Annotated in this window: 27 protein-coding genes; 7 read left to right on the forward strand and 20 right to left on the reverse strand. The window is 49.3% G+C overall.

Annotated features, from left to right (window positions below; genetic code table 11):
• Positions 1 to 52: 52 nt before the first annotated feature.
• The gene (gene pyrH / locus P4D80_RS01455; RefSeq protein ID WP_421657082.1) at positions 53 to 781 is read left to right on the forward strand and encodes a UMP kinase; all 729 of its coding nucleotides are present in this window, start codon (positions 53 to 55) and stop codon (positions 779 to 781) included.
• A 13-nt stretch (positions 782 to 794) separates the two neighbouring features.
• Entirely contained in the window at positions 795 to 1,316 is a 522-nt protein-coding gene (gene frr / locus P4D80_RS01460; RefSeq protein WP_421659608.1) for a ribosome recycling factor, read from the forward strand.
• A gap of 727 nt (positions 1,317 to 2,043) precedes the next feature.
• Here frr and P4D80_RS01465 read toward each other — a convergent pair.
• From P4D80_RS01465 to P4D80_RS01485, 5 genes are all read right to left on the reverse strand, one after another.
• Positions 2,044 to 2,142 carry a hypothetical protein gene (locus tag P4D80_RS01465; protein ID WP_421657083.1) on the reverse strand — a complete coding sequence of 33 codons (99 nt, stop codon included), beginning with the start codon at positions 2,140 to 2,142 and terminating at the stop codon, positions 2,044 to 2,046.
• A 10-nt stretch (positions 2,143 to 2,152) separates the two neighbouring features.
• The gene (locus P4D80_RS01470; protein ID WP_421657084.1) at positions 2,153 to 2,647 is read right to left on the reverse strand and encodes an alpha-ketoglutarate-dependent dioxygenase AlkB family protein; all 495 of its coding nucleotides are present in this window, start codon (positions 2,645 to 2,647) and stop codon (positions 2,153 to 2,155) included.
• 126 nt (positions 2,648 to 2,773) lie between these two features.
• Entirely contained in the window at positions 2,774 to 3,022 is a 249-nt protein-coding gene (locus P4D80_RS01475; protein ID WP_421659609.1) for a formate dehydrogenase accessory sulfurtransferase FdhD, read from the reverse strand.
• Entirely contained in the window at positions 3,000 to 3,149 is a 150-nt protein-coding gene (locus P4D80_RS01480; RefSeq protein ID WP_421659610.1) for a formate dehydrogenase accessory sulfurtransferase FdhD, read from the reverse strand. The genes P4D80_RS01475 and P4D80_RS01480 overlap by 23 nt, the downstream gene beginning before the upstream one ends.
• Before the next feature lie 79 nt (positions 3,150 to 3,228).
• Entirely contained in the window at positions 3,229 to 3,513 is a 285-nt protein-coding gene (locus P4D80_RS01485) for a formate dehydrogenase accessory sulfurtransferase FdhD (RefSeq protein WP_421657085.1), read from the reverse strand.
• Positions 3,514 to 3,719: 206 nt separating this feature from the next.
• Between P4D80_RS01485 and psb32 the strand changes: the two genes are divergently transcribed.
• Positions 3,720 to 4,442: a photosystem II repair protein Psb32 gene (gene psb32 / locus P4D80_RS01490; protein WP_421657086.1), complete on the forward strand. Its 723-nt coding sequence runs from the start codon at positions 3,720 to 3,722 to the stop codon at positions 4,440 to 4,442.
• Between the two features lie 288 nt (positions 4,443 to 4,730).
• Here psb32 and P4D80_RS01495 read toward each other — a convergent pair whose 3' ends face one another.
• On the reverse strand, positions 4,731 to 5,114 hold the full coding sequence (locus tag P4D80_RS01495) for a DUF4346 domain-containing protein (protein ID WP_421657087.1): 384 nt from the start codon (positions 5,112 to 5,114) through the stop codon (positions 4,731 to 4,733).
• A 242-nt stretch (positions 5,115 to 5,356) separates the two neighbouring features.
• Between P4D80_RS01495 and P4D80_RS01500 the strand changes: the two genes are divergently transcribed.
• Positions 5,357 to 5,854 carry a hypothetical protein gene (locus P4D80_RS01500; protein ID WP_421657088.1) on the forward strand — a complete coding sequence of 166 codons (498 nt, stop codon included), beginning with the start codon at positions 5,357 to 5,359 and terminating at the stop codon, positions 5,852 to 5,854.
• Positions 5,855 to 6,079: 225 nt separating this feature from the next.
• Here the strand turns inward: P4D80_RS01500 and P4D80_RS01505 are convergent, their stop codons facing one another.
• From P4D80_RS01505 to psb29, 3 genes are all read right to left on the reverse strand, one after another.
• Positions 6,080 to 7,456 carry a GumC family protein gene (locus tag P4D80_RS01505; protein ID WP_421657089.1) on the reverse strand — a complete coding sequence of 459 codons (1,377 nt, stop codon included), beginning with the start codon at positions 7,454 to 7,456 and terminating at the stop codon, positions 6,080 to 6,082.
• The gene (locus P4D80_RS01510) at positions 7,446 to 8,537 is read right to left on the reverse strand and encodes a polysaccharide biosynthesis/export family protein (protein ID WP_421657090.1); all 1,092 of its coding nucleotides are present in this window, start codon (positions 8,535 to 8,537) and stop codon (positions 7,446 to 7,448) included. Before P4D80_RS01510 ends, P4D80_RS01505 begins: the two co-directional genes overlap by 11 nt.
• 456 nt (positions 8,538 to 8,993) lie before the next feature.
• Entirely contained in the window at positions 8,994 to 9,722 is a 729-nt protein-coding gene (gene psb29, locus P4D80_RS01515) for a photosystem II biogenesis protein Psp29 (protein WP_421657091.1), read from the reverse strand.
• Positions 9,723 to 9,858: 136 nt separating this feature from the next.
• Between psb29 and P4D80_RS01520 the strand changes: the two genes are divergently transcribed.
• A complete protein-coding gene (locus tag P4D80_RS01520; protein WP_421657092.1) occupies positions 9,859 to 10,449 on the forward strand; it encodes a chromophore lyase CpcT/CpeT in 591 nt (196 codons plus the stop codon).
• A gap of 53 nt (positions 10,450 to 10,502) precedes the next feature.
• On the opposite strand, the gene P4D80_RS01525 is transcribed toward P4D80_RS01520, so the two are convergent.
• The 5 genes from P4D80_RS01525 to P4D80_RS01545 form a co-directional block, all read right to left on the reverse strand.
• The gene (locus tag P4D80_RS01525; protein ID WP_421657093.1) at positions 10,503 to 10,640 is read right to left on the reverse strand and encodes a hypothetical protein; all 138 of its coding nucleotides are present in this window, start codon (positions 10,638 to 10,640) and stop codon (positions 10,503 to 10,505) included.
• A gap of 117 nt (positions 10,641 to 10,757) precedes the next feature.
• Positions 10,758 to 11,417 (reverse strand): hypothetical protein, encoded by a 660-nt coding sequence (locus P4D80_RS01530; RefSeq protein ID WP_421657094.1) that lies wholly within the window; start codon positions 11,415 to 11,417, stop codon positions 10,758 to 10,760.
• Positions 11,418 to 11,513: 96 nt separating this feature from the next.
• Positions 11,514 to 12,377 carry an alpha/beta fold hydrolase gene (locus tag P4D80_RS01535; RefSeq protein ID WP_421657095.1) on the reverse strand — a complete coding sequence of 288 codons (864 nt, stop codon included), beginning with the start codon at positions 12,375 to 12,377 and terminating at the stop codon, positions 11,514 to 11,516.
• A 76-nt stretch (positions 12,378 to 12,453) separates the two neighbouring features.
• Positions 12,454 to 13,008, reverse strand: coding sequence for a glutathione S-transferase family protein (locus tag P4D80_RS01540; protein WP_421657096.1), 555 nt, complete (start codon positions 13,006 to 13,008; stop codon positions 12,454 to 12,456).
• A gap of 30 nt (positions 13,009 to 13,038) precedes the next feature.
• Positions 13,039 to 13,503, reverse strand: coding sequence for a hypothetical protein (locus P4D80_RS01545; protein WP_421657097.1), 465 nt, complete (start codon positions 13,501 to 13,503; stop codon positions 13,039 to 13,041).
• A gap of 879 nt (positions 13,504 to 14,382) precedes the next feature.
• Between P4D80_RS01545 and P4D80_RS01550 the strand changes: the two genes are divergently transcribed.
• Complete coding sequence (locus P4D80_RS01550; RefSeq protein WP_421657098.1) at positions 14,383 to 15,177, forward strand: tetratricopeptide repeat protein; 795 nt, start codon at positions 14,383 to 14,385, stop codon at positions 15,175 to 15,177.
• Here P4D80_RS01550 and P4D80_RS01555 read toward each other — a convergent pair.
• Entirely contained in the window at positions 15,174 to 15,554 is a 381-nt protein-coding gene (locus tag P4D80_RS01555; protein WP_421657099.1) for a hypothetical protein, read from the reverse strand. The two genes, P4D80_RS01550 and P4D80_RS01555, sit on opposite strands and share 4 nt — an antisense overlap.
• A 480-nt stretch (positions 15,555 to 16,034) precedes the next feature.
• Positions 16,035 to 16,130 (reverse strand): photosystem I reaction center subunit XII, encoded by a 96-nt coding sequence (gene psaM / locus P4D80_RS01560; RefSeq protein ID WP_421657100.1) that lies wholly within the window; start codon positions 16,128 to 16,130, stop codon positions 16,035 to 16,037.
• 369 nt (positions 16,131 to 16,499) lie between these two features.
• On the opposite strand from psaM, the gene P4D80_RS01565 reads away from it, so the two are divergent.
• Positions 16,500 to 17,291 (forward strand): TerC family protein, encoded by a 792-nt coding sequence (locus P4D80_RS01565; RefSeq protein WP_421657101.1) that lies wholly within the window; start codon positions 16,500 to 16,502, stop codon positions 17,289 to 17,291.
• Positions 17,292 to 17,446: 155 nt separating this feature from the next.
• On the opposite strand, the gene ndk is transcribed toward P4D80_RS01565, so the two are convergent.
• The 4 genes from ndk to P4D80_RS01585 form a co-directional block, all read right to left on the reverse strand.
• Positions 17,447 to 17,896 carry a nucleoside-diphosphate kinase gene (gene ndk, locus P4D80_RS01570; protein WP_421657102.1) on the reverse strand — a complete coding sequence of 150 codons (450 nt, stop codon included), beginning with the start codon at positions 17,894 to 17,896 and terminating at the stop codon, positions 17,447 to 17,449.
• A 58-nt stretch (positions 17,897 to 17,954) separates the two neighbouring features.
• The gene (locus P4D80_RS01575; RefSeq protein WP_421657103.1) at positions 17,955 to 19,532 is read right to left on the reverse strand and encodes an FAD-dependent oxidoreductase; all 1,578 of its coding nucleotides are present in this window, start codon (positions 19,530 to 19,532) and stop codon (positions 17,955 to 17,957) included.
• Between the two features lie 83 nt (positions 19,533 to 19,615).
• The gene (locus P4D80_RS01580) at positions 19,616 to 20,776 is read right to left on the reverse strand and encodes a glycoside hydrolase family 10 protein (RefSeq protein WP_421657104.1); all 1,161 of its coding nucleotides are present in this window, start codon (positions 20,774 to 20,776) and stop codon (positions 19,616 to 19,618) included.
• 71 nt (positions 20,777 to 20,847) lie between these two features.
• The gene (locus P4D80_RS01585; protein ID WP_421657105.1) at positions 20,848 to 21,201 is read right to left on the reverse strand and encodes a translation initiation factor; all 354 of its coding nucleotides are present in this window, start codon (positions 21,199 to 21,201) and stop codon (positions 20,848 to 20,850) included.
• Between the last annotated feature and the right edge of the window lie 169 nt (positions 21,202 to 21,370).

A 21,370-nucleotide genomic window follows, 5' to 3' on the forward strand; every position in this document is an offset into this window, starting at 1 on the left:
TTAGTGCTATCTTAGGTTGAGAATAGACTGGAGTTGAAAAAGTAGTCACTACATGGGATTAACTTACCGGCGGGTTCTGCTTAAGTTAAGCGGTGAAGCCCTGATGGGCAATCTCCCCTACGGAATTGACGCAACTATCGTGCAAGATATTGCCCAGGAAGTAGCAGATGTAGTCGCCAGCGGCGTTCAGGTCGCAATTGTAGTTGGTGGTGGCAACATCTTTCGGGGAGTGAAAGGTGCGGCGGCTGGGATGGAACGGGCGACGGCTGATTACATTGGCATGATTGCTACTGTCATGAACGCCATGACCCTCCAGGATGCGCTAGAACGAATTGATGTACCGACGCGAGTACAGACAGCTATTTCCATGCAGGAAGTTGCTGAACCTTACATTCGGCGGCGAGCTATTCGCCATTTAGAAAAGGGGCGGGTCGTTATTTTTGGGGCCGGTTCTGGCAACCCCTTCTTCACCACAGATACAACCGCAGCTTTACGGGCGGCTGAAATTGGGGCAGATGTGTTGTTTAAAGCAACTAAAGTAGACGGTGTGTATGACTCCGATCCGCGAGTCAATCCTCAGGCTCGTCGCTTTCAAACACTGACCTATGGGCATATTTTGACTCAAGAATTGCGGGTTATGGACAGTACTGCCATATCCTTATGTAAGGACAACAATATTCCCATCATTGTTTTTGACCTCTCAGTGAAGGGTAACGTTCGCCGAGCAGTGATGGGAGAACCGATTGGAACGCTTGTCGGAGGTTTCTGTGAAGTTAGCTGACATTGAAGACCATATGCACAAGGCAGTTGAGGCAACTCAACGGTCTTTCAATACTATCCGCACGGGGCGGGCAAACCCGTCTCTTCTTGATCGTGTCATGGTAGAGTACTACGGTGCGCCAACCCCTCTCAAGTCTTTGGCCAGCATCAACACTCCCGATGCTTCAACCATTACCATTCAACCGTTTGACCGCAGTAGTCTAAATCTGATTGAAAAAGCCATCCAAATGTCTGATCTGGGGCTGACTCCCAACAACGATGGCTCCGTGATTCGGTTGAATATTCCGCCATTGACCAGCGATCGCCGGAAGGAACTGGTCAAACTTGCTGCCAAGTTTGCCGAGGAAGGCAAAGTCTCCATCCGCAACATTCGTCGGGATGCGGTGGATTCTGTGCGCAAGCAGGAGAAGGCTGGTGACATTTCTGAAGACGAGGCACGGGATCTGCAAGACAAAGTTCAAAAGCTGACAGATAAATATATCGCAAAGGTAGACGAGTTACTGGTTGAGAAAGAAAAGGACATTACAACTGTTTAATATGTGATTGGGTTGCTGGCTTATGTTCTGTTCCTGAGTTGCGTTGTACCCTTGGAGGGCGAATTGTACCGGATGTTTCAGTGGCTTAATGGCAGCGCATTCCCTCTAGCGAAACAGGCGAAGTGCCTAATGATTTTATTTAGTACCCGATTGGACGATCGAAGTTCTATCACCCGAACAGAAACCCAATTGGGTGATTGGTAATGTTCTTCACTGTTTTCAGTATGGGAGCCAGTCAGGCTGGTTTATCGATCCGATGATTTGAGCGTGCCAATGTTTCTCCCTAACCAGCAACCAGAACTGATATATGGAGACTATCCGCTTTCAGTTTTGCAAACTGTTGAACTGCAACTATAGCTTATAGTCACCAGGCTTAGAACCATATGCAGGGGGTGAAACCCCTGACTAGGGACGCAGCTCCCACATCCCCTTAAAGCCAATGTCCTAAGCAACCTGGCGACAGCTATGTAGCGATAGTCATGATGGTTAGGACGGGGTGCAGGAGTTCCACCCCTGGCTGGGGGCGAAGCCCCCAGGATCCTTACAAAAATAACTTGAGTAAGTTCTAAAACATGTTGCCTGCCTACAAGACTTTCTAAGTTTTGGGAGTGCAATTTAAATTTGTAAGGATCCCCACTCCCTCTCTAATTCCAATGTCTTAACGCACCCGCGTAGAGCTATAACTGCCCATGAAGTCTTTGTCTGGCTCAGAATGCAGAGATGATCCTTACAGGATTTGCCTGAAGGTCAGATTGATTCTGGGTTGTACAGGTTTGCGGGTCTTGGAAATCTGATGTTGCCAGAAGTGCTGGGTTGGTCCTTTCATCAGTAGAAAACTACCGTGAGTCAGATTGATCTCCCCCCTTCCAATGCTTCTGAAATCGGTGGCGCAACATAAACCGACGGGCTTCTCCAAAGCTTACAGAACCAATGATCGGATTTTCCCCAAGCTCGGGTTCGTCATCGCTGTGCCAGGCAATGCTGTCCCTGCCGTCGCGGTAGAGGTTGAGCAGAACACTGTTGAATGTAGTGTGGGCGATCGCTTCCACCCTTGACCGAATCTTCAACAAAGCAGGAGTCCACAGTTCTGGTTCCATTGTCAGGTTGGAGTAGGTGTAAATTTTGCCGCGATCGCCATACCAGGCCGTTAACCGGGGCAACAAAACCTCTCGCTTGAACAACGTGATAGATTCCTGCCTCCAGGCAACCCCATCCAACAGTTCTGCCAATAATTGGTCACTTTCCTCCAATGAAAATGCTTGTGGGTACCAGATTACCTCTGCATCAGGCAATGACAATGCCTGTCCCTGCTGATAATCCTCTACTTTCAACTCTTGCCAAAGTGAACGCTGAATGGGTATGGATAGAGAACATGGCAAGGGGTGAAGAAAGTTTTGGGTGTTGAGTGATTGAAATTTCTCCATCTCTGGCCCCTGGCTCCAACCCCTATTTCCCACCTAAGCGTCCAGAGCAATCCGCTCTTTACCAGCATAGATATTGAAGCATTCTCCTCGCAAAAAGCCAATCAGAGTCATATGAAATTCGCGTGCCAGAGCAACCGCTAAACTAGTGGGGACTGAAACCGCACAAACAATGGCAACCCTGGCAGTCAGGCACTTTTGCATGATCTCAAAGCTTGCCCTGCCACTGACCATAACAATGTGGTTTGCAAGAGGAAGTTCATCACTTAACAGTGATGCTCCAATTTAACAGCGATGCTCCAATCAGCTTATCTAAAGTATTGTATCGTCCAACGTCCTCTTGCAACGACAGCAATTTGCCCTCGGCATTAAAAAGAGCTGCCGCATGCAACCCACCTGTTGCCCGAAAAATTCCCTGCGCCGTCTACAACTGCTCAGAAAAAGAATAAAGCACTGTTGCCGGAACTGCCGGACAAGCAGCAGAAACCCTCTCACACCGAATTTTTAATGATTCCAGACTCGTCTTGCCGCAAAAGCCACAGGCACTGGTAGTGTAAAAATGACGTTCTAAAGGCTGAAGATCGGGAACCAGATCTTAGATCTTCTCGCAACTGAACATTGACAATGTTGTAGCGTTGTTCACCGTCTGCATTGGGATCAATACAGTAACTAATACGGCGAATGTCTTGCCGTTGTTGAATGATACCTTCGGTATAAAGGAATCCAGCAGCCAATTCAAAGTCGGCTCCGGGTGTGCGCATGGTAATAAAGCTCATAATTCATTTAGACTTAATCGAAAACAAGAAAGGAAATCAATTCTTTGCATGAAACTGTCAATTCTCATTGCTTTATCACCCATTCTCATATCGAGCGATTTATTTCCGATAATGTCTATTATTTTCAAACCGCTTCTAAGTCATTGCTCTCTCATCTTCGTTAAGAAACGTAGTATTCTCTAAATACGGTTTCTAATATGGTTCCTATGAAACGGCTCCTCAATCAGTTCCAAAATTGGAAAGTCACACTGCAACGGTTGCTTCTGGCAATAGTTGCTGTTCTCCTGGCTAGCCAAACTTTGGCTTCCCCTGCTAATGCAACGAGCGTTTACGAAATTCCTGATTTGACTCCCGCCACCTGGGTGTTTGACAAGGCCGAGATTCTAAGCCGCCTCAGTGAAGGCAAGATTAGTTCTGATCTGGAAACCTTAGCCCGAAATACAGGTTATGAAGTCCGGTTTGTGACCATTCACCGGCTTGATTATGGAGAAACGGCCCAAAGCTTTGCTGACAAGTTGTTTGAACGCTGGTTCCCAACCCCAGAATCTCAGGCAAACCAGGTTATTCTGGTCATCGATAGTCAAACAAACAATACAGGCATTCGAACAGGCGCCAAAGTAAAGGAAGTGATGCCTGATGAAATCGCTCAAAGCGTCGCCCAGGAAACAGTGTTGGTACCGCTGAAACAAGGTGAACGGTACAATCAGGCGTTTCTAGAGGCAAGCGATCGCCTGGTTGCTGTCCTCTCTGGCAGGCCAGATCCCGGTCCCCCCGTTGTTGAGGATAACATTCAGGTAGAGGGCACCTTCGCAACCCCAGAGGAAACCAAATCTAGTAACGCAACTTTCTGGGTTATCACCTTTCTGGTCGTTGCCACAATTGTTCCGATGGCAACTTACTACTTCTACCTCTACATGCAAGAGCGATGAAATAGATGATAGGGGAGATGATAGGGGTCAGGGATGCTGGGAGGGAGGTCTGTGGTTGAGTGATGGGCAGTTGTTCGTTGTTCGTCGTTAGAAACCTCGATTCTCTCGACCCCCTTTTCAAGATTGCCACAAAAAAATTGACATTCTCGACAAACCCGATAATTGCTTTTTACATCCATCTTATATCCATCACTCCGTTACCCTATCACCCCCTTATTCCCTCCTCCCACTCATCCACTCCTTTCCCCTTCTTCCTTCTTTCCTCCTTTTTTCCTAGTGTTTGCAACACTAGTCCTGCACGTACTCCTGTCCAGTAAACAGAGCAGCTTCCGCTCGTTGGAATTCCCGTCCTAAATAGGCAGCATGGTCCAGACGAGTCACCGGGCAGGGGTGAATTTCCTCAAATAGTTGTACGCAAATTTCCTTGGCGGTTCTGCCGCTATAAATTCGACTGGGTGTACGCTCAACCTTTTGATCGCAGAGGAAAGGTTTGCCAGTTTCCGGGTCGCAGGCAAGGCCGCGATCGTTAATAATATTTGTGTAGTGTTTAGCACAAATCAACCCCTCATCTCGGTTTAAGTAGATGATGAAATACCCACCAGGGTCGAGATCAATGTGGCGTGCTGAGAGCCTCTCATCTAGGGTAGTTGCGTTTGCAATAGCTTGATTCATGGTGTAGGGTCGTGAAAGATGCATGAGCCTTTATCCATATTAGACTCTCTTAAGGAGTGGTTATAGAGTGACATCAGAATACGCAATGGTAGCCCATCAGACTTTAACGACACTTTACTCACTTTTTATGGCTGCTGAACGTAATGGAATCTGAGAAAGGTCATGCTGGATACGAAGCACCTCTAGCAGTTATCTGTAGCTGGGGGAACCCTACGTGTAGTTGTGAGTAGAATCTCAAGGCGATGATTGACTCCTTCATTCCAACCGAGTTGGCGGTTGCTCCTAACCCCCTTGGCCTGGCACCTCATTTGAAGCTCACCACCATTCCAATTGATGCCTACGCCTGTTTTGAGCTTTGGATGCCGACGACGAATACGGCTCTTTTGCCAGAGGAGGCCGCGCTGTTAAAAGGCGATCGCTCTCGTTTAGAGGAAATCTGCGCCAGGCTCACTTGGCTGCTGGGTGCCAGACTTATTGGCTGTGAAAAAGAGGCATGCCAGAGCCTGATCTATGATTGGCGCGAAGTGCAACGGCTGCTTCAGCTGTGTGGTGGGGAGTTTAATGTGATTGGAGTCACTTATTTGCCTCAGGTCGTTTACCCAGATTCAACGGTGAGCTCCTGGACTTTACGTCCAGCCAGTTGGAAGGTATCCCTATTGAATCTGAAAGTGGCTGAAATTGGATTTGAGGTTGAGGTGTTGCCCGTTGGGGTGTTAGTTTCTTGCGGCGAGAGAGTGTGACACGGTATGAGCGGGATGTGGCGATCGCGGCGGACTGATTGCTTTAAGACAACGAATCTCTTTTAACCAACTTCTATCCCTGATTTGAGTAAGGCACCCCCCATCTCTTTAAAACCAAAACCAATGTTTTAAGTAACCTGGCGACAGCTATATCACTCCTAAGTCACCCCAGAAATCTAATGCTCCTAAGTCACCCCAGAAATCTAATGTCGATGAAGCCATTGCTTAAAGGGCGGTGTTTTGCGTAGATAAAGGAGTAAGAGCCCGGCAGTTGTCAACAAAGAGGCAATTGTGGCAAAGATAAAATAGGGTTTTTGTTTGGGAATTACACCTTTTTTCTGGCAGGGTCGGGTCAGCAACCATTTGAATGGGAGGATAGGAATTGAAGATAGGAACGCTGCTGGCATCCAACCCTGCCAGCTTAGAAGAGAAAATGGCTTCCGCAATCTGCATATCCCGATTCAAGGCATCTAGTGTTGAGTTACGCTGAGCTAAAATATTAAGCCGTTGTTCTAGCTGGTAAATCTGGCGATCGATTTCCTGCACACGAGCAGCAAGGGCTTGCCGCTCCACATTGTAGTTGACAATCTGTTTAAACAGATCTTCACGGGGTGTGGCGGTCTGGGAGCCACTGCCAGTATTCAGGCGGGCGATCGCCGCCAGATCCACTGCACGTCCCAGCAATGCCTCAGCCCGCTCTAGAAGTGCAGCTTGTGCAGCCGACTGACGAGCCGTTTCCCCTACCACAACGGGATGGTTAGGCCCCAGTTTGATTGAAACGTTGGCCAGGCTTGCTGTTGCTTCACTATATTCCCTTAGATACTGCTGGAACAGTGGGTCTGTTCGCAGGGTAAATGCTTCCGAAGCCAGGCTGGAAGACATGTTCAAATCAGTCGCCAATTGTCTTGCACGGATGCTGGCATCCCGCTGTTGAGCCGCAACTTCTGCCCGCGATCGCCTTAAAGTTTCAATACTGCGGGCAAGCTCATCAATTTGGTCCTTAGACGCTAAACCCGCCCGCACCTTATAGTCAGAAAGACGAAATTGGGCAGACTCCAACTTCTTTCTGGCAACACTGAGTGTATTTTCAAACCCAGCTTCCTGTTCTTCTGCCTGCTGTATCCGCAACTGATTCAACCGCTCCTGAAAAGCTTCGTGTAAAGCATAGGCTTTTTTCTGCGCTTCCTGGCGGGTAGAGCCTGTGATGGTAAAGGTCATTAATTCAGTACCTGGAAGCACTTGAACCTGGGGTTGGCTAAACTGCTCAGTTGTCATACCCACCTTAGCAGCGGCGGCTTTACGAACACTATCCGTTGTTGCAATCAGTTTGTAGCTTGCTTTGAAATTTCCAGCCTCGCTGGCAGCAGAAGTAGCCCCAGTTGAACCAGAACCTTCATCAGAAGCCGATTTTGGTACCTTCCCTAACACCATGATCGACCACTGGCTGGTGTATTCACGGGGAGAGTCTTTTAGCAGAAAAAGAACAATGCCCCAAATTGAGAGGTTCGCTGCCAGAGCTAGAGCTACATAACGTAATCTCCTGCCCCGGTCAATGGAGGCTGCCAGTGCAGAAGGCGAAATGGGTGGATACTCATTCGTCATGCCTGAACAACCCTGGAATTAGGAAGAAAGGGCTAAAGATCGTGCCGACGGTGCGAAGAATGCTGGCGATGTTTGTGACCTTTGAATCGTAACAAACTACCCCATCCTGCGGCATCAGAAAGGGGTTTTCCTTATCGTTGGAGGCGTTGTTTAGCAGCCGTTCTACGGGGCGATCAATTACATTGGTTTCGCCTGTCAGGCGGTTAGTCCGAACTAGGGCAACTTTACGCCTGGCATTGGTAGACCGGGTTCCCCCAGCACAGCCTGCTGCAACAACGACCTGGGAAAGGCGGGTGCCGTATTCCAGATTCAAAATTTGCCCCCCCTTGCCCTGATTAGGAGTATGGGGTGCCGTTAAGTTCGATAGCAGAACGGGAATTTCGGTAGGGGTTAGCTGAGATGGGCGAACCAGTTCCTTTTGAGCGATCGCCACCCTGGGGATGACCACCTGATCTCCTGCAATCAGAGGCACATCTGGAACGGACTGCCCGGTAATCACACCTGAGAGGTCAAATACCTTTTCCTGCTTTCCGCGAATCAGGCGAATTTGCCGAATATCAGCTGTGGGTTTTAATCCACCTGCTTGACGAATAGCTGCGGTTAGATACCGTTCTGGTGGGTAGTTGCCTGCGATCGCCTCTTCTATGACGGGTTGAGATGCCCCATCTCTCTCGCCACTAACTGCCGCATTAATTAAAACCCGCCCCGGTCGAAAAGCTTCTCCTGACACTGTGACGTAAACAGGAGCCCAATGGGCAACTTTAACACTCAGTTCTAAAAATTCCTGACGAAAGTACCCTTTCTTTATCAGGGCGTCTACCAGATTCTTTTCAACTTGAGCTACTTCCAGACCCGCAGCAGGCTGAGGCTCCAGAAAAGGAACTTGCAGTGTTCCATCCAGGTTCACTTCATACAGTCCACTAAGTCGAAAAGGGCTGTTTGAGGGCAGTTCGTCATCCAGAGGGGTAAACAGGCGGACGCGATCGCCCGGAGAAAGTGGCAACGTCCAACCGGGGAAAGCGACACCCGATGAAGCCATTGCCACAAGTAGCATCGAGATGGTAAATCTTCTAGCCAGCATTACGGCTCATCAAGATTAAATGTTGCAAGTTGGAGCCACCCCGATCTCGCCACCTTTAGCTTATGAGAGAAAAAGCCAAAACAAAAGGCTAATACCCATTTAATAAAAACTTACAAAAATTGTATAAAAACTTCAAGGTTTTAGTGAATTTTATGTGAATTTTCTCCAGATAGGGAGCAGGTCAAAACTTGAAAAGCTTTGTCAGCTTAACATCTGGGTGCTCAATTGGGATTTCAAAAAGCTGCAGGCAATCAGTAAAACCGGGTTTTGTCATGACCAATCCAGGTCAAAGATCCTTCTCCAGATATCTTTCATGGTAGTGCCCTACTCATTTCAAGCGATCGTACCCTTGAAGAATTGTCAGCAAAATGGGCACTATTCTAGTTATCTCAGCTCTTGGACGAGAATCCTAGTGTTGCAAACCCCCCACAAAACTTTCGTTTTGCTGTATTGGTATCAGGCTTCTCCTTTCGCTTCCGAAGAATCTGAAGGGTTAGATGAAGTCGCTGCCGATTTGGCTTTCTCGCGCTCTTCCCGTTTCTTGCGCTCTGCCTGAAGAGCATCTTCCATTACAATGCGGGCCTGTGCCATTTTTTCTAAATTGCTGCGGTACAGATCTAGATCCTTTTGCAGCTTATCTTCAGGAAGGTTAAGAGCGGTACAAATTTTTTGCAGCGCTTCTGTGCGCCTGGACTCTTCTTTCACCAGCTCGGGGTCAGATAGTTCTAGCAGGGTAAAAAGCCCGATCGCAAATAAACGGCTGTATTTAAATTTGGGATTGTGAGCGATCGCCTTCACCTGGGCTTGTAAATCAGCTACATCAGGAATGGGCAGTGACTGTTCCAACCAGGCAACCATCTCCTGGGAAGACAACCGCTTTGCTAACGCCTCCATGCGTTCAGCGTCATGCCGATAGCGGTTAGGATCGTCCTGAAGCGCCTTGCATAAACCATCAAAGATAGAGGCAATATCTTGTTCGGGGCGGTATCCCTGCATGAAGCGATGGAATGAGGTGACAACACCAAGGGCGTAGATTGGGTCGTAGGCAAAGTCCACATTGACCGCCAGCAAGTGCATTTCTACCATCAACTCTTCCACAACCCGACGGTAGATTGAGTTGATAGGGCGGGTATGGACGGTGTAGAAGGCTCGCTTGGTATCAGAAACGGTGCGGACGTTATTCACAGCAGAAATTCATGTGGGCGACACTCCCCATTTTCGCGCTTGAGGGCAAGTTTGCCAAGTTTTGGAAAAAGGGTTGAGTTGTGAGGTATGAGTTATAGGTTGACACCCAAACTCAAATCTTACCCCTTGTATTCCTATGGCTCTTTCCTCTTCTCTTCTGATGCTGGCTCGCCATATGGCAGGCGAGTTTGATAACCGTGAGCAGGCGATCGCTGAACCAATCTGGTACGTCCATCTGCGGCTATGGCAGCGTCCTGTGCCCCTGTTTACAGAAGATAGCTTGACCTTGTTTGCTGAGCAGGCCAATGTTTTGAACCCGGACAATCCCTACCGCCAGAGGTTAATGCGGTTGAGACAAACCAGTGACACTCAACGTCCTTTGCATGTGCAGTACTATGCATTCAAAAAGCCAGGTGCAATCAGTGGGGCGGGTGCCAACCCGGAACTCCTTAAAAGTCTCACCAATGAACAGATCGAGCTTCTACCTGGTTGTGTTCTTGATGTCACCGAACCTCAACCATCAGTATTTGTGGCGTCTCCCCCACCCCATACTCCCTGCTACTTTAACTACAATGGTGAAGTTCGGCAGGTATCCCTGGGATTTGAAGCCAGGTCAGAGGAATTTCTCAGCTATGACAAGGGAATTGATACTGAGACTGGAAAAGTCATCTGGGGGGCGATAATGGGTCCTTATCGATTCATAAAGCGACAGGAGTATCACTGGTAGATCAAGAAGTCTTTGGGGGTATGAAATAGGTGCTGTATGCTTGAAACTTCATTTCAATTCATACTGCTTTTCAGCAACATCATTAAAAACTTCACCAGAATAGGAGCTGCATTCCCCCAAAAAGGTCGGGCAGCCGCTTCCAGGTTTAGAAATGCATTGTCTCCTGATTCAGGGGATTTTGCCAGGCGCATCAGCAGCCAGGAACCTCCCAGGTAAACGACTGGAAGAATCAGGGCCGCAAATGAAGGCTCTGTAAGTTAGTGGCAGGGCGGCGGCTATCGGCAACGAACGAGGATGCTGTTTCGCAGCTATAGACGGCATACACCGCTAAAAAAACATTTCGCCCAATCCTGAAGCTGAAATCTTGACCGGTCAGCAAGCAATAGACCGGAACTTTCCGGGGAAATGGCTAACCAGCCCAACCCCTGAGTGCAGAAGATAAATAAAAAGCCGATCGCAGGCAGCACAAAAAACAGGTGCAAAATGCTTAAAGCACGAGTACCGCTAAACGCAACGATGAAAGGCAATGCCGTAAATCCGACCTTCAATAGCACTTCAGGACAGGCAATTCCCATAGGTTCAACATTAGCCTGAATCAAATCGGTCAGGATAATCGCATTCATTGATGGCACCGACACCCAACCAATCCAGTAGCCAATTGCCACGTAGGGAGCTAATCCCGGATGGTTTTTCAATAATCGAGTGGTGTAGTTGGGAGTACCACCGGAAACATCGGGCCACCGAGTCCCCAGATGTTTGACCTGCAAATTTAGCATGACACCAACAATGACACCGGGAAGCCAGACCCAAATCGCTTGAGAACCCAAGTCAACGTGTATTCCGGGCGCGGTACCCAACCACAGCAGCAAACCACTCAATCCAAACCCCCAGGTTTCAAGGGCGCTGAGGCTTCGAGTCAGGCGTAGGGACGAGACTCCATTGGGCATTGCAGGTGAACTGTTAGACATGGGGGACAGGTTGCAGTTTTTGTTAAGAAAGCTGTCCCCAGTGTTCGTTAAGAAAGCTGTCCCCAGTGTTCCCTGAGACATCGGTAGGCTCACACGTCAGCGTTTGTAGACAATGAATCCTGCGATCGCATCCAGCAGGGCTTGTGGCTCATCTGCCCGCACAGCATGGCCGCTATTTTCAAAGATGCGCAGGTCGGAATTTGGAATCAGACTGGCAATTTCTTCAGAAAACTCTGGTGGGCAGATCCAGTCATGCCGCGCTCCAATAACCAGAGTTGGAGCTGTAATTTTGTGCAACTGATCACGAATGTCGTAAGTTCGCAGAAAATCCTGAAAGGCGATATTAATTGCATCTGGTGAAACGATCGCCCGTTCCCAGGATTTAGGTGGTGGAGAATTGGGGTCAGCCGTAATTGAGTAGAGCGTGCGAGTTACCCAAAAGTATTCTTTTAGCTGGTCTTCGCTTTCAAAGGTGCCGTTCCACAGGTGCTGGGCGATCGCCTTTTGTTCCTCTGTGCCGCGCTCTGCCAAAATTTCCTTGGCCCGCTCCAGAAAGCGAGAGTCGGGTGCAGTCACCACCGCAATCAGATGAGACACATTCTCTGGGTAACGGCTGGCATAGGCCAGTCCTACCATGCCGCCGTAGGACACCCCAATCACAACAATCCTGTCCAACCCCAGATACTGGCGCAGGGCTTCCATGTCCTCTACATTGTTGTCCAGGGTATAAGTTTCTTTCGCCCCCCGCGCTGACCGGCCCTGCCCCCGATGGTCAAAATAGACCAGTTGCATCTTTTGGCTCAATGGGGAGAATGTGGGCTTGAAGCTGCTGTGGTCTGCTCCTGGCCCACCATGAACTAGAAACGCAGTAGGTTTCTCCCGCATGCGCGTACCATCTGGTACCAGTCCGGAGCCCTCAACATCAAAGTAAATTTCAGTGTCTCGTATTTTGGCTCGCATCCTGACCCCCTTAGCCCCTAGCCTCCGATCCCCAGCCCCTACTGGCTCCTGGCTCCTGGCTTGGAATTTGTATTCATTAGCGATTTGCGATCGCCTTCTGATAAGCGGGGCGTTCAGAAATGCGCTGAATGTAATTCACCACAGCAGGATAGGCACTCAAGTCTAACTTGAGCATCATTGGGATGTATCCCAGCATGGAACCAACTGCCACATCGGCCACACTAAACTGCTCACCCAGAACATAGGGCTGGCGTTGAAACAATTGATTCAGCATCGTCATATGACGGGGCGTTTCACTTTCCCGCGTTGCCTCTACAAACACACCCGGTCCCAGAGTCGCGTTGGTGTAAAGAATCCACTGATTAATGATGGATCGCTGCTCCAGCGAGAGAGGTTCTGGCCCATATTTTTCTGCCAGGTAGAGAAGAATGGCACCCGTTTCCCAGAGTTTGAAGTCACCATCAGCAATCGCAGGCACCTTACCAATTGGATTAATGTCAGTATAGGGAGGTCGCCGATGCTCACCGGATGCCATATCCAGCATGACAAACTCATAGGGAACACTCAGTTCCTCCAGATACCAGCGAACAATGGAAGCCCGACTGCGGGCACCGCCATAAAGTTTTAGCATGGTTTTTGAAGAAGCGTCGATTAAGTCGTTCTACAGCACCTTGTGCGTGTACTCGTGTTGTTTCACATTGTCTTCCGTTCGGACAATGCGCTGAGAGTTAAGCACACGCTTGCGCTCGGTGGAATAGTTGAAATCAGTTTTAGTTGTACCCACCGGAATGAGAGATTGGGCAACTGCGCGAGCTTTGTAAGTGCGGGCAGCCGCCACTGCCCGGTAGGCAAATTCATCACAGAACTGGGTATTGGCAGGAAATTCCGCTGGCATTTGGGGTGTATCACCTGACAGAACCGCCCCAACCGTGGTTGCGATCGCCAAACTATAGGAGGTCGGAACTCCTTTCACAATCGCTTCCAGAGCCGCCGAAGGAATCGGTTCGGCAACCTTCACTTCATGAACCTCACCCTCTTCCTTAATGAAGCAGGTTGCCAGACCCAGAACTAAATAATCCTCAGCCGACAGATCAGATGCTTCAGGCATCAGGGTTGCAGTAGTCATAGGAAATTCCATTAAATAACTCAACTAACTCAACGCAGGCTAGTCGGTTGCCAAATTGCATTCTAGCAGCATCTCAAAACCCAATTAAATCTGATTGAACAACCGATACATTCCCAAAACAGATGAAATCTACCGAATGTCTGTACCTGACTGAAATATTTTTCACCCATTGCCAATTGTTTAACCTGGGGCTCCAGGTTATTCCTGGACATATAGCGATAGGCTACCAGGCTTAGGACGGGGTGTAGGGGTTCTACCCCTGGCTGGGGCGAAGCTGCCACACCTCTTAAAACCAATGTCCTAAGCAACCTGGCGACGGATATATAGCGAGCGGTAGTCATTATGGTTAGGACAGGGTGCAGGGGTGGAACCCCTGGCTGGGGGAGAAGCCCCCACCCCTCTCTAATTCCAATGTCCTAACGCACCCGCGTAGAGCTATATAAGAGGTATAGCGGTAGGAAGAAGGAAGAAAAGAGGTTGGGACTAGTAGGCTGCTAGGCAGATTTTGAAGGGTTTGCAACCCTTCAAAATCTCCTAAATTGGTTTTTCCGGGTTTAGATAACCAGGCAAAGTGTTTGGTGACCCACTAGGGATTAGAGGCAGAGAACAGAAGCTAAGGGCCAGAATTCGGGAGCTAAGAAACGGGGACTGGCAACAATCCTTCTATCCAATGCTTCTTAAGAAATGTAAACCCATTCAGATTCAGGGTTTTCTTTTCGGAAATGGAACTAATGCCGACTGTATCCCATCAAAGAAACTGGAATTCCTCTTAAAAATGCAAACTCAATCCTTTCATTAGACGCATTAGCAAGTGACACATCGGTAGAACAACGCTCCCAGGGAAATCCCTAATCTATGCCTTAGAGCCGTGAGGATGACATGAACATACGTATATTTTCAGGTCGCCATTATTACACTGGTGAGGCGCAAGCAGCCAGTCAAACTTTTGCAACCGCTTCCCATTCCACCCAGTCTTCCGATGAAGAGCAAGCAAGGATCCTGGTAGACGATAAGGATTCATCCTCCCTCAACCTTAGTGAACAAGAGCGTCTGTTAAGTCAGCAAGCATTGAACAATGCTCGGCAGGGAAAATATGCTGAAGCGATCGCTCTGCTTAATAAACTGATTCATTGCAACCCCGACAGCGCGACTCACTACAACAATCGGGGGTTGCTCCACTTTCAGAACAATCAGTTTGAGGAAGCCCTGGCAGACTACGATCGCGCTTTGCAATTGAACCCTCGACTGGCGAAGGTTTATAACAACCGTGCTAACTGCTATGCTTCCTTAGGATTTTTGGCGGAAGCGATCGCTGATTATGAAACGGCTCTCGATCTTGACCCATCCAATATCCGTGCCTGGATTAACCAGGGCATTACCTTTCGGGATCTGGAAATGTATGGTCAGGCCATCGATAACTTTGACCTTGCCCTCCGTTTTAATCAAATCTTGCAAAAACCCGATGAAGCCATCACTTCAGTTTTAGAAGGGCATATTTATGCCGAACGGGGACGCACCTATCACCTGGCTGGAGACTGGAACTGCGCGGTTGCCGATTATCGCCGGGCACTGCTAATTTTGCCTGAACCTCAATTACCAGCGGCTAATGTGTCTCATCGTCTGCGATCGCAGGTTCAAAACTGGCTTAACGACCTACTGGAACCCCTGGGCTAATTAGCTGGTGGTTGCAAAATAATTTGCCGTTGAGAGGGGTCGATCCGATTGGTAGTCTGCTGCATCAACGCTCGTGCCTGGGTTGGATCAAAATACTGCCTGAAGTTAGCCTGAACTTGACTGACACGCTTGTTGGTTGATTCTACAGCGACACTCAGCTCTTTTAGCTTGGATTCTTGCGCAGCCCGGTAGGGAAGCAGCCTGACTAGAGCTGAGATAGCCACTGCCGACAACAACACATTGACCGCCAGTTTAATACCCGTTTCAACGGCGATCGCACGGTAAGGGCTTTGGCGCTTGCGAGGGGTAGTGTGGGGTGCCCTGCGTGGACGTCGGGTAAATTTAGGGTCAGGCTGGGGCAGTTGGTATGCGTACATAGAATTTCTACTCTGGCCAAGCTAATGTATCAAGGGAGCCTTCAACTCAAAATCCGGCAAACTCAGGCTCTAAATATCCAGGATGATACTCTCTGTGAGAAAGAATATCCTTTAAAATCCAACTTGAAAATAGAAGTCAATTCGTCATCAGCAGTGCTCACTGCAAATCATGAAAGTTAGACTCTCTACCTGGAAGCCAAGAGCCAGAGCCCAGAAGCTTTTCTTCTTCTGACTTCTGGCTCCTGGCTTCTGACTCCTGACTCCTTAATTCCATGATTGCTTTGTAATCGTCAATTGTTGCTAGCCTATTAAACCCAATGAAAGGTTAGATAGCAACCCTATTTCGATAGAAATGTAGAAAGCCTGTTTAGAAGTCAACTCCATCACAACCGATAAAAAAACCTTTGAGAGGCAATATTATCGAAAAGTTTGTAGAGCAAAACTATCCAAACAGGCTATGCATACGAGTTAAGGAAGTGTCTATTTGTAAAGTTCGGTTGCCAGGCGGAATGCTAAGATGCCTGGAATCAACGCAATGACAAGGGCAACAAAGACTTGGGTTTCTGATAAAGTCATTGTTTCAAAACTCCTTTGAGTAGGATCCATCGTTCCTCAATGTCCGTCAAAATGCGCTTTTCGGGAATAATTTGTTACAAGATGCAACACAAGGGTATTGGTTTCTATAGCTGCCGTCAAGTTGCTTAGGGCATTGGTTTTAAGAGGTGTGGCAGCTTCGCCCCAGCCAGGGGTAGAACCCCTACACTCCGTCCTAAGCCTGGTGGCTATTGCTATACCTGCCAGGAGTCTGGCGGAACTTTTCGCTTAAGCGTTAGGCTTAGTAATGTTGCTGTCAAGTCACTTTAACTGCATGCCAACGATGGACAGTTTGGGGTTGCCCAACCTCCCTAGTTTTCAAGGTTCTGTTTCAGAAACACATCATTATTAATGCTGGATCAACTACTTGATTCCCCAAATTTTGGGTTTGAAACACTGCTCTTGCTGCCGGTTCTGGTGGCATTAGAAGCGGTGTTGTCTGCGGATAATGCGATCGCCCTTGCTGCCCTGACGCAAGGATTGCACGACGAAAAATTGCAGCAGCGTGCTCTCAACATTGGTCTTGTCCTTGCCTACATTCTACGTATGGTCTTAATCCTGACGGCAACGTGGGTTATTCGCTACTGGCAATTTGAATTGGCAGGTGCTCTTTACCTGCTGTGGTTGGTGGTGCAGTATTTTACGTCCGATGAGGACGAAGACGGCATTCATCAACATCACGGTCCCCGTTTCAAGTCCCTGTGGCAGGCCATCCCCATGCTTGCGATTACGGATCTGGCATTTTCGTTGGATAGTGTGACAACAGCGATCGCTGTTTCTCAGGAAATTTGGCTCGTTCTCCTGGGCGCTACGATTGGCATCATCACCCTTCGATTTATGGCAGGGCTGTTCATTCGCTGGTTGAATGAGTTCACCCACCTGGAAGATGCAGGCTACATCACCGTTTCCCTTGTGGGACTCCGCCTGCTTGCTAGAGTTGTCTACCCCAACCTCGTTCCTGCCGAGTGGTTGATGATCAGCTTGATTACGGTCATCTTCATCTGGGGCTTTTCCGAACGAATTGTGCCCCCCTCTGAAACTGGGTCTCAAATTTCGACAGAAATTTCTACAGAACTGATTGAAACACCGGAGGAGCTACTGAAACGGGAGCCAGAGGAAGCGCCCGTCGAGTCTAAGAAATAAAGGGGAGAAGGGTGAGATGTTAGTTGTTAGTAAGAAGTGGATGAGTAGGAGAGTGGATGAGTGGGAAAGTGATGGAGTAATGGAGTAAAGAAACTTCACCCTATCACCCCGTTACCCGATCACTCCCTCACCTCTCCCCCCTTTCTCCTCACTTCTTACTCATGAATCCACGGCATCAGCGTAGGCTGCCAGTTGACCAATTCTTCTTCCCTAAACCAGAGGCTAACTTCCTGTTGGGCTGTCTCTGGGGCATCGGAGCCGTGAATCAGGTTACGACCCACATTGACCCCAAAATCCCCACGAATCGTTCCGGGCTCAGCGTTCAAAGGATTGGTTGCGCCGATGATTTTGCGGGCAGAGGCAATCACGCCTTCGCCTTCCCAAACCATAGCAACTACGGGACCTGACGTGATGAAATCCACCAGGCTGGCGAAGAAGGGACGCTCCCGGTGAACGCCATAGTGGGTTTCAGCCAGCTCCCGGCTGACATTCATCAGCTTTAAGCCAACCAGGGTAAAGCCTTTTGCTTCAAAGCGACGGATAATTTCACCAACTAACTTGCGTTGTACACCGTCTGGCTTGATGGCCAAAAATGTCCGTTCCAAGGTTGACTCCTCGATTTTGATCAGATTGTTACAGAAACCAGATTATCTTAATTCGTAATCAAGCAATCATTGTGGATTCAAATGCCTGGAGTCGGGAAGCTTCGAGCATGTTAGCTCTGCCGTAAATTTTGGGGAGTTGGCCGGTTTGTACCAGTACCTGCCGGACTTCGCGGTTAGGAATATCAGCTAGATTGCGGTTACTGTTGAGGGCGATCGCCGCTGCAATGCCAACTCCCTGCCCCACAGCGACGTTGAATTCCACAATTCTGCCTGCTGCACAGGCATAACCATCAAATCCAGAAGCCGGACTGACCACAGCTAAATTGGGAACGCTACGCATCAATGCATGGCGGATACCCACGTTAAACAGTGGCGGGGTGTGAAATGTGATGCTATCAATGCCCCGTTCGTTTGCTCTGGCTCCCAAGCCAGTGATGCCTCCACGGACATCCAAATGGTAGCCAAAGGTGGCGATCGCTTCATTGGCTAAAACACCGCCTTCTAACATGCGGGCACCACTGAGAGGCTCAACAGCATCGATTACGTTTCCTGCGTGGCGAATATAGAGTTCGAGCATGGGCTTGACTCTAGTGGCTCCTACGCTTTTGAGCCAGCGTTCAATAAAAGTGACCTCTTCAACCATGGCAGCGGTTGGTTTTGCTCCTGCCCGGGCCAGGGCTTCTGCCTGGGCACCCGTGGTGTAGCACAGTAGCGCATTCCAGGACAGCCTCCCCCCCGGTAAACAGGCAATATTGGCCTGGTCCAAAATCATGCCACTTTCTGCGAGCGATAATTTCTTACCCCGAAAGGCATGGTAGAAGATTGAAAGGGCCCGGCAGCGAATGTCGATGTGGTCCCGCCCAACGACCATCGTTTTGAGTTTACCCTGGGCATCGACACAGTCCTTTCTCAAGAAATCAGCCAGAGCTTGATTAGAACTGGCAGCGATCGCAATATATCGCTGGGCTTCAGAATCATGGGGATTGGTCAGGCGGCGAATATAAGACAGCTCAACCTCTTTCAAGCGTTGAATGCTGAGTCCTTCTGTTTCAAACACCAGCGTGACTGGTAATTCGGAGTCTGGCAGGCCAAGGGTGCCAAATCCCTGGAGCTTTCTCACTCCAGCCGCCTGGGCTAACTCTGCATTAACCGTGGCATCAATAAATTGTTTTGCCAGGTAAGTTTCTCCACGGGTAAGCTTGATGCCAGTGATCCGGTTTCCTTGCTTCTGCACAGACTCAATTTGAACCCGGCTGAGAATATCGACTCCGGCTTCACTCAGCATCTTGCGCAGAGCCGCATCTGCTTTGCGTGGGTCGAGGGCAATTTGGATGACGCCTGATCGCTGCAAAAATTCTTTATACAACGAAGACGGGTCGCCAAAGGTTGCCAGACCCACCGATTGTCGTACATCCAGCGGAATGCTGCTGCGATCAAGATAGGCGAGCCCACCCCGGACTAAATGCCCCCCTACTCCTGCCTGAGAATTTCCCTTAAACATCAACAGGGCCCGCAGTCTTCTGCCCGTCCGGCGGTTGAACTCTCTGGCCGCGGCAACAATCGCCATAATGCCGGGCACTTCATCCCCGAATACAATCACATCATAGGTACGGACAGGCTGGGTAGTGGCGGTCATGGTAAGAAGCAGAAGAAGGGCATCGACGATTCTAGACCAGCCCAGAGAAAATGAGGCAATGGGTATTTTAAGTGAGTGGGGGACTAAATGGGTGGAGGACGCCAACCTTTTAAGACACTGGGTCTGGCTGCTGGGGTGGGAAATAGTGTTTTGAAGCCCGTGGTGCGATCGCTTGCAGGTTCAGTCACCAGGTTCCACATCGTTTCATAAAAGAAGAAAGAAACCCCTGCAAATTTTTGATCACGGACAGTTTGCACCTGCTTCTGAATTTGTTGGATGGGAACTGTGCGGCGCTTCACCCCCGTCAGGATGCCAATCCCAGTTGGAATATGACGACGGGCATTTTGAACCTCCCAGGCTTTAAGTTCTTTGGTAAATGCGGTCAGGCTATCCCGATAAACTTGCAGCACCAGTTCTTCAATCAATCCCCGCCGTTCCCAGGTGCGCCAGTCTTGTAAAGAGTGACCGTAGGCATGGGCGTAATTGTTAGGAGAAAGGGTAATCAGTACGTTTTCTTTGCGGGCTTTGACTTCCCGAAACACGCGTTCAAGAAAGCTGGTAATTTTGTTGGCTCGCCAACGCATCCACTCCGGGTCTTTAGGGTTGGTTGGGGGAGCCTTACCCCGATGCTCCTGTTGGTAAAGCTGGACGGTAAAGGCATCATAGCCAAAGTCGTAGGGTAGACCAAAATGGTCATCTAGTTGAATGCCATCCACGTCATAGCGAGTGACAACTTCCAGAATCAGATTGAGAATAAACTGCTGTACTTCAGGCTTAAAGGGGTTCAGCCAGACGCGAGGCCAGATGCCTTCCTGCCAGGTTTCGGTTTTATCCTGTCGTTGGGTCAACCAGTCAGGGTGACGCATGGCCAGCGCAGAATCGGCGGGTGCCATGAAGCCAAACTCAAACCAGGGAATGATTGCCATCCCCCGAGGATGACCCTGTTGAATGAGTTCGGCTAAAATATCACGTCCCTCTATGCCGTCCGGTCGGGGGTCAAATGCTGCCCCGGTTGCTGACTGGGCTGTAGGGCTGGGATAGGAGGTGTAGCCCCAGTTCCAAACGACCGGATAAAGCGTGTTGATGTGGATTTGGGCCAGGTCTTGAATGGCGCGGCTGAGGCGATCACGCTCATACAGCACATTGCTATCTACATTCGTAATCCAAACCCCCCGAATTTCGTGGCGATCGCCGTCGGCCTGCTGGTTTGAATCACCAGACGATATTGGGATGGACGAAACCAAAACGGCAACCAATGTGATGAAGCAAGTCACCAGAAGAAGGAGTTTGCTCAGTCGGTGGGGCGATCGCACGGCTACCCCCCACTGGCTTTTGCCTTGTAGCCCGATTGCACAAGAAATTGAACGATCTTTTGCTTGTGGTCGCCCTGGATTTCAATCTCGTTCTCTTTGACCGTGCCCCCTGCCCCACAAAGGGTTTTCAGCTTTTTGAGTAAGTCTGTCAACGTTTCGGGTTTGGCCTGAAATCCGCGAATAATGGTCACAGTTTTGCCTTTGCGCCCACTGCGAGAAGTTTCTACCCGCAGGTTTTGCTGATCAGGTGGCAGATCCGGCACAGTTCGCTTGAGGGCATCAGGATTATCATGATTGCCAAATTCCGAGTAGATAACCCGGTCTTTATTACCAGCGGGTTTGGGTTTTGATGCCATGATCGGATGGAAGAGTAATGGAGTGATGGAGTGATAGAGTCACGGAGAAGTGGATGGGTGGATGGGTGGATGGGTGGATGGAACAACTAACAACTAACAACTAACAACTAACTAACCTTCACCCTCTCACCTCTCCACCCCCTCACCCTTGCACAAGAGTCTTGCGATC

The organism is Leptothermofonsia sp. ETS-13 (assembly GCF_049200465.1).
Lineage (GTDB): Bacteria > Cyanobacteriota > Cyanobacteriia > Leptolyngbyales > Leptolyngbyaceae > Leptothermofonsia.

Excerpts from the sequence above, each read along its gene's own strand:
- pyrH (WP_421657082.1), top strand. The coding sequence starts at position 53 with ATGGGATTAACTTACCGGCGGGTTCTGCTTAAGTTAAGCGGTGAAGCC.
- frr (WP_421659608.1), top strand. The coding sequence starts at position 795 with ATGCACAAGGCAGTTGAGGCAACTCAACGGTCTTTCAATACTATCCGC.
- P4D80_RS01465 (WP_421657083.1), bottom strand. The coding sequence starts at position 2,142 with ATGAAAGGACCAACCCAGCACTTCTGGCAACATCAGATTTCCAAGACC.
- P4D80_RS01485 (WP_421657085.1), bottom strand. The coding sequence starts at position 3,513 with ATGAGCTTTATTACCATGCGCACACCCGGAGCCGACTTTGAATTGGCT.
- psb32 (WP_421657086.1), top strand. The coding sequence starts at position 3,720 with ATGAAACGGCTCCTCAATCAGTTCCAAAATTGGAAAGTCACACTGCAA.
- P4D80_RS01495 (WP_421657087.1), bottom strand. The coding sequence starts at position 5,114 with ATGAATCAAGCTATTGCAAACGCAACTACCCTAGATGAGAGGCTCTCA.
- P4D80_RS01500 (WP_421657088.1), top strand. The coding sequence starts at position 5,357 with ATGATTGACTCCTTCATTCCAACCGAGTTGGCGGTTGCTCCTAACCCC.
- P4D80_RS01505 (WP_421657089.1), bottom strand. The coding sequence starts at position 7,456 with ATGACGAATGAGTATCCACCCATTTCGCCTTCTGCACTGGCAGCCTCC.
- P4D80_RS01510 (WP_421657090.1), bottom strand. The coding sequence starts at position 8,537 with ATGCTGGCTAGAAGATTTACCATCTCGATGCTACTTGTGGCAATGGCT.
- P4D80_RS01520 (WP_421657092.1), top strand. The coding sequence starts at position 9,859 with ATGGCTCTTTCCTCTTCTCTTCTGATGCTGGCTCGCCATATGGCAGGC.
- P4D80_RS01525 (WP_421657093.1), bottom strand. The coding sequence starts at position 10,640 with ATGCGCCTGGCAAAATCCCCTGAATCAGGAGACAATGCATTTCTAAAC.
- P4D80_RS01530 (WP_421657094.1), bottom strand. The coding sequence starts at position 11,417 with ATGTCTAACAGTTCACCTGCAATGCCCAATGGAGTCTCGTCCCTACGC.
- P4D80_RS01535 (WP_421657095.1), bottom strand. The coding sequence starts at position 12,377 with ATGCGAGCCAAAATACGAGACACTGAAATTTACTTTGATGTTGAGGGC.
- P4D80_RS01540 (WP_421657096.1), bottom strand. The coding sequence starts at position 13,008 with ATGCTAAAACTTTATGGCGGTGCCCGCAGTCGGGCTTCCATTGTTCGC.
- P4D80_RS01545 (WP_421657097.1), bottom strand. The coding sequence starts at position 13,503 with ATGACTACTGCAACCCTGATGCCTGAAGCATCTGATCTGTCGGCTGAG.
- P4D80_RS01550 (WP_421657098.1), top strand. The coding sequence starts at position 14,383 with ATGAACATACGTATATTTTCAGGTCGCCATTATTACACTGGTGAGGCG.
- P4D80_RS01555 (WP_421657099.1), bottom strand. The coding sequence starts at position 15,554 with ATGTACGCATACCAACTGCCCCAGCCTGACCCTAAATTTACCCGACGT.
- psaM (WP_421657100.1), bottom strand. The coding sequence starts at position 16,130 with ATGACTTTATCAGAAACCCAAGTCTTTGTTGCCCTTGTCATTGCGTTG.
- P4D80_RS01565 (WP_421657101.1), top strand. The coding sequence starts at position 16,500 with ATGCTGGATCAACTACTTGATTCCCCAAATTTTGGGTTTGAAACACTG.
- P4D80_RS01575 (WP_421657103.1), bottom strand. The coding sequence starts at position 19,532 with ATGACCGCCACTACCCAGCCTGTCCGTACCTATGATGTGATTGTATTC.
- P4D80_RS01585 (WP_421657105.1), bottom strand. The coding sequence starts at position 21,201 with ATGGCATCAAAACCCAAACCCGCTGGTAATAAAGACCGGGTTATCTAC.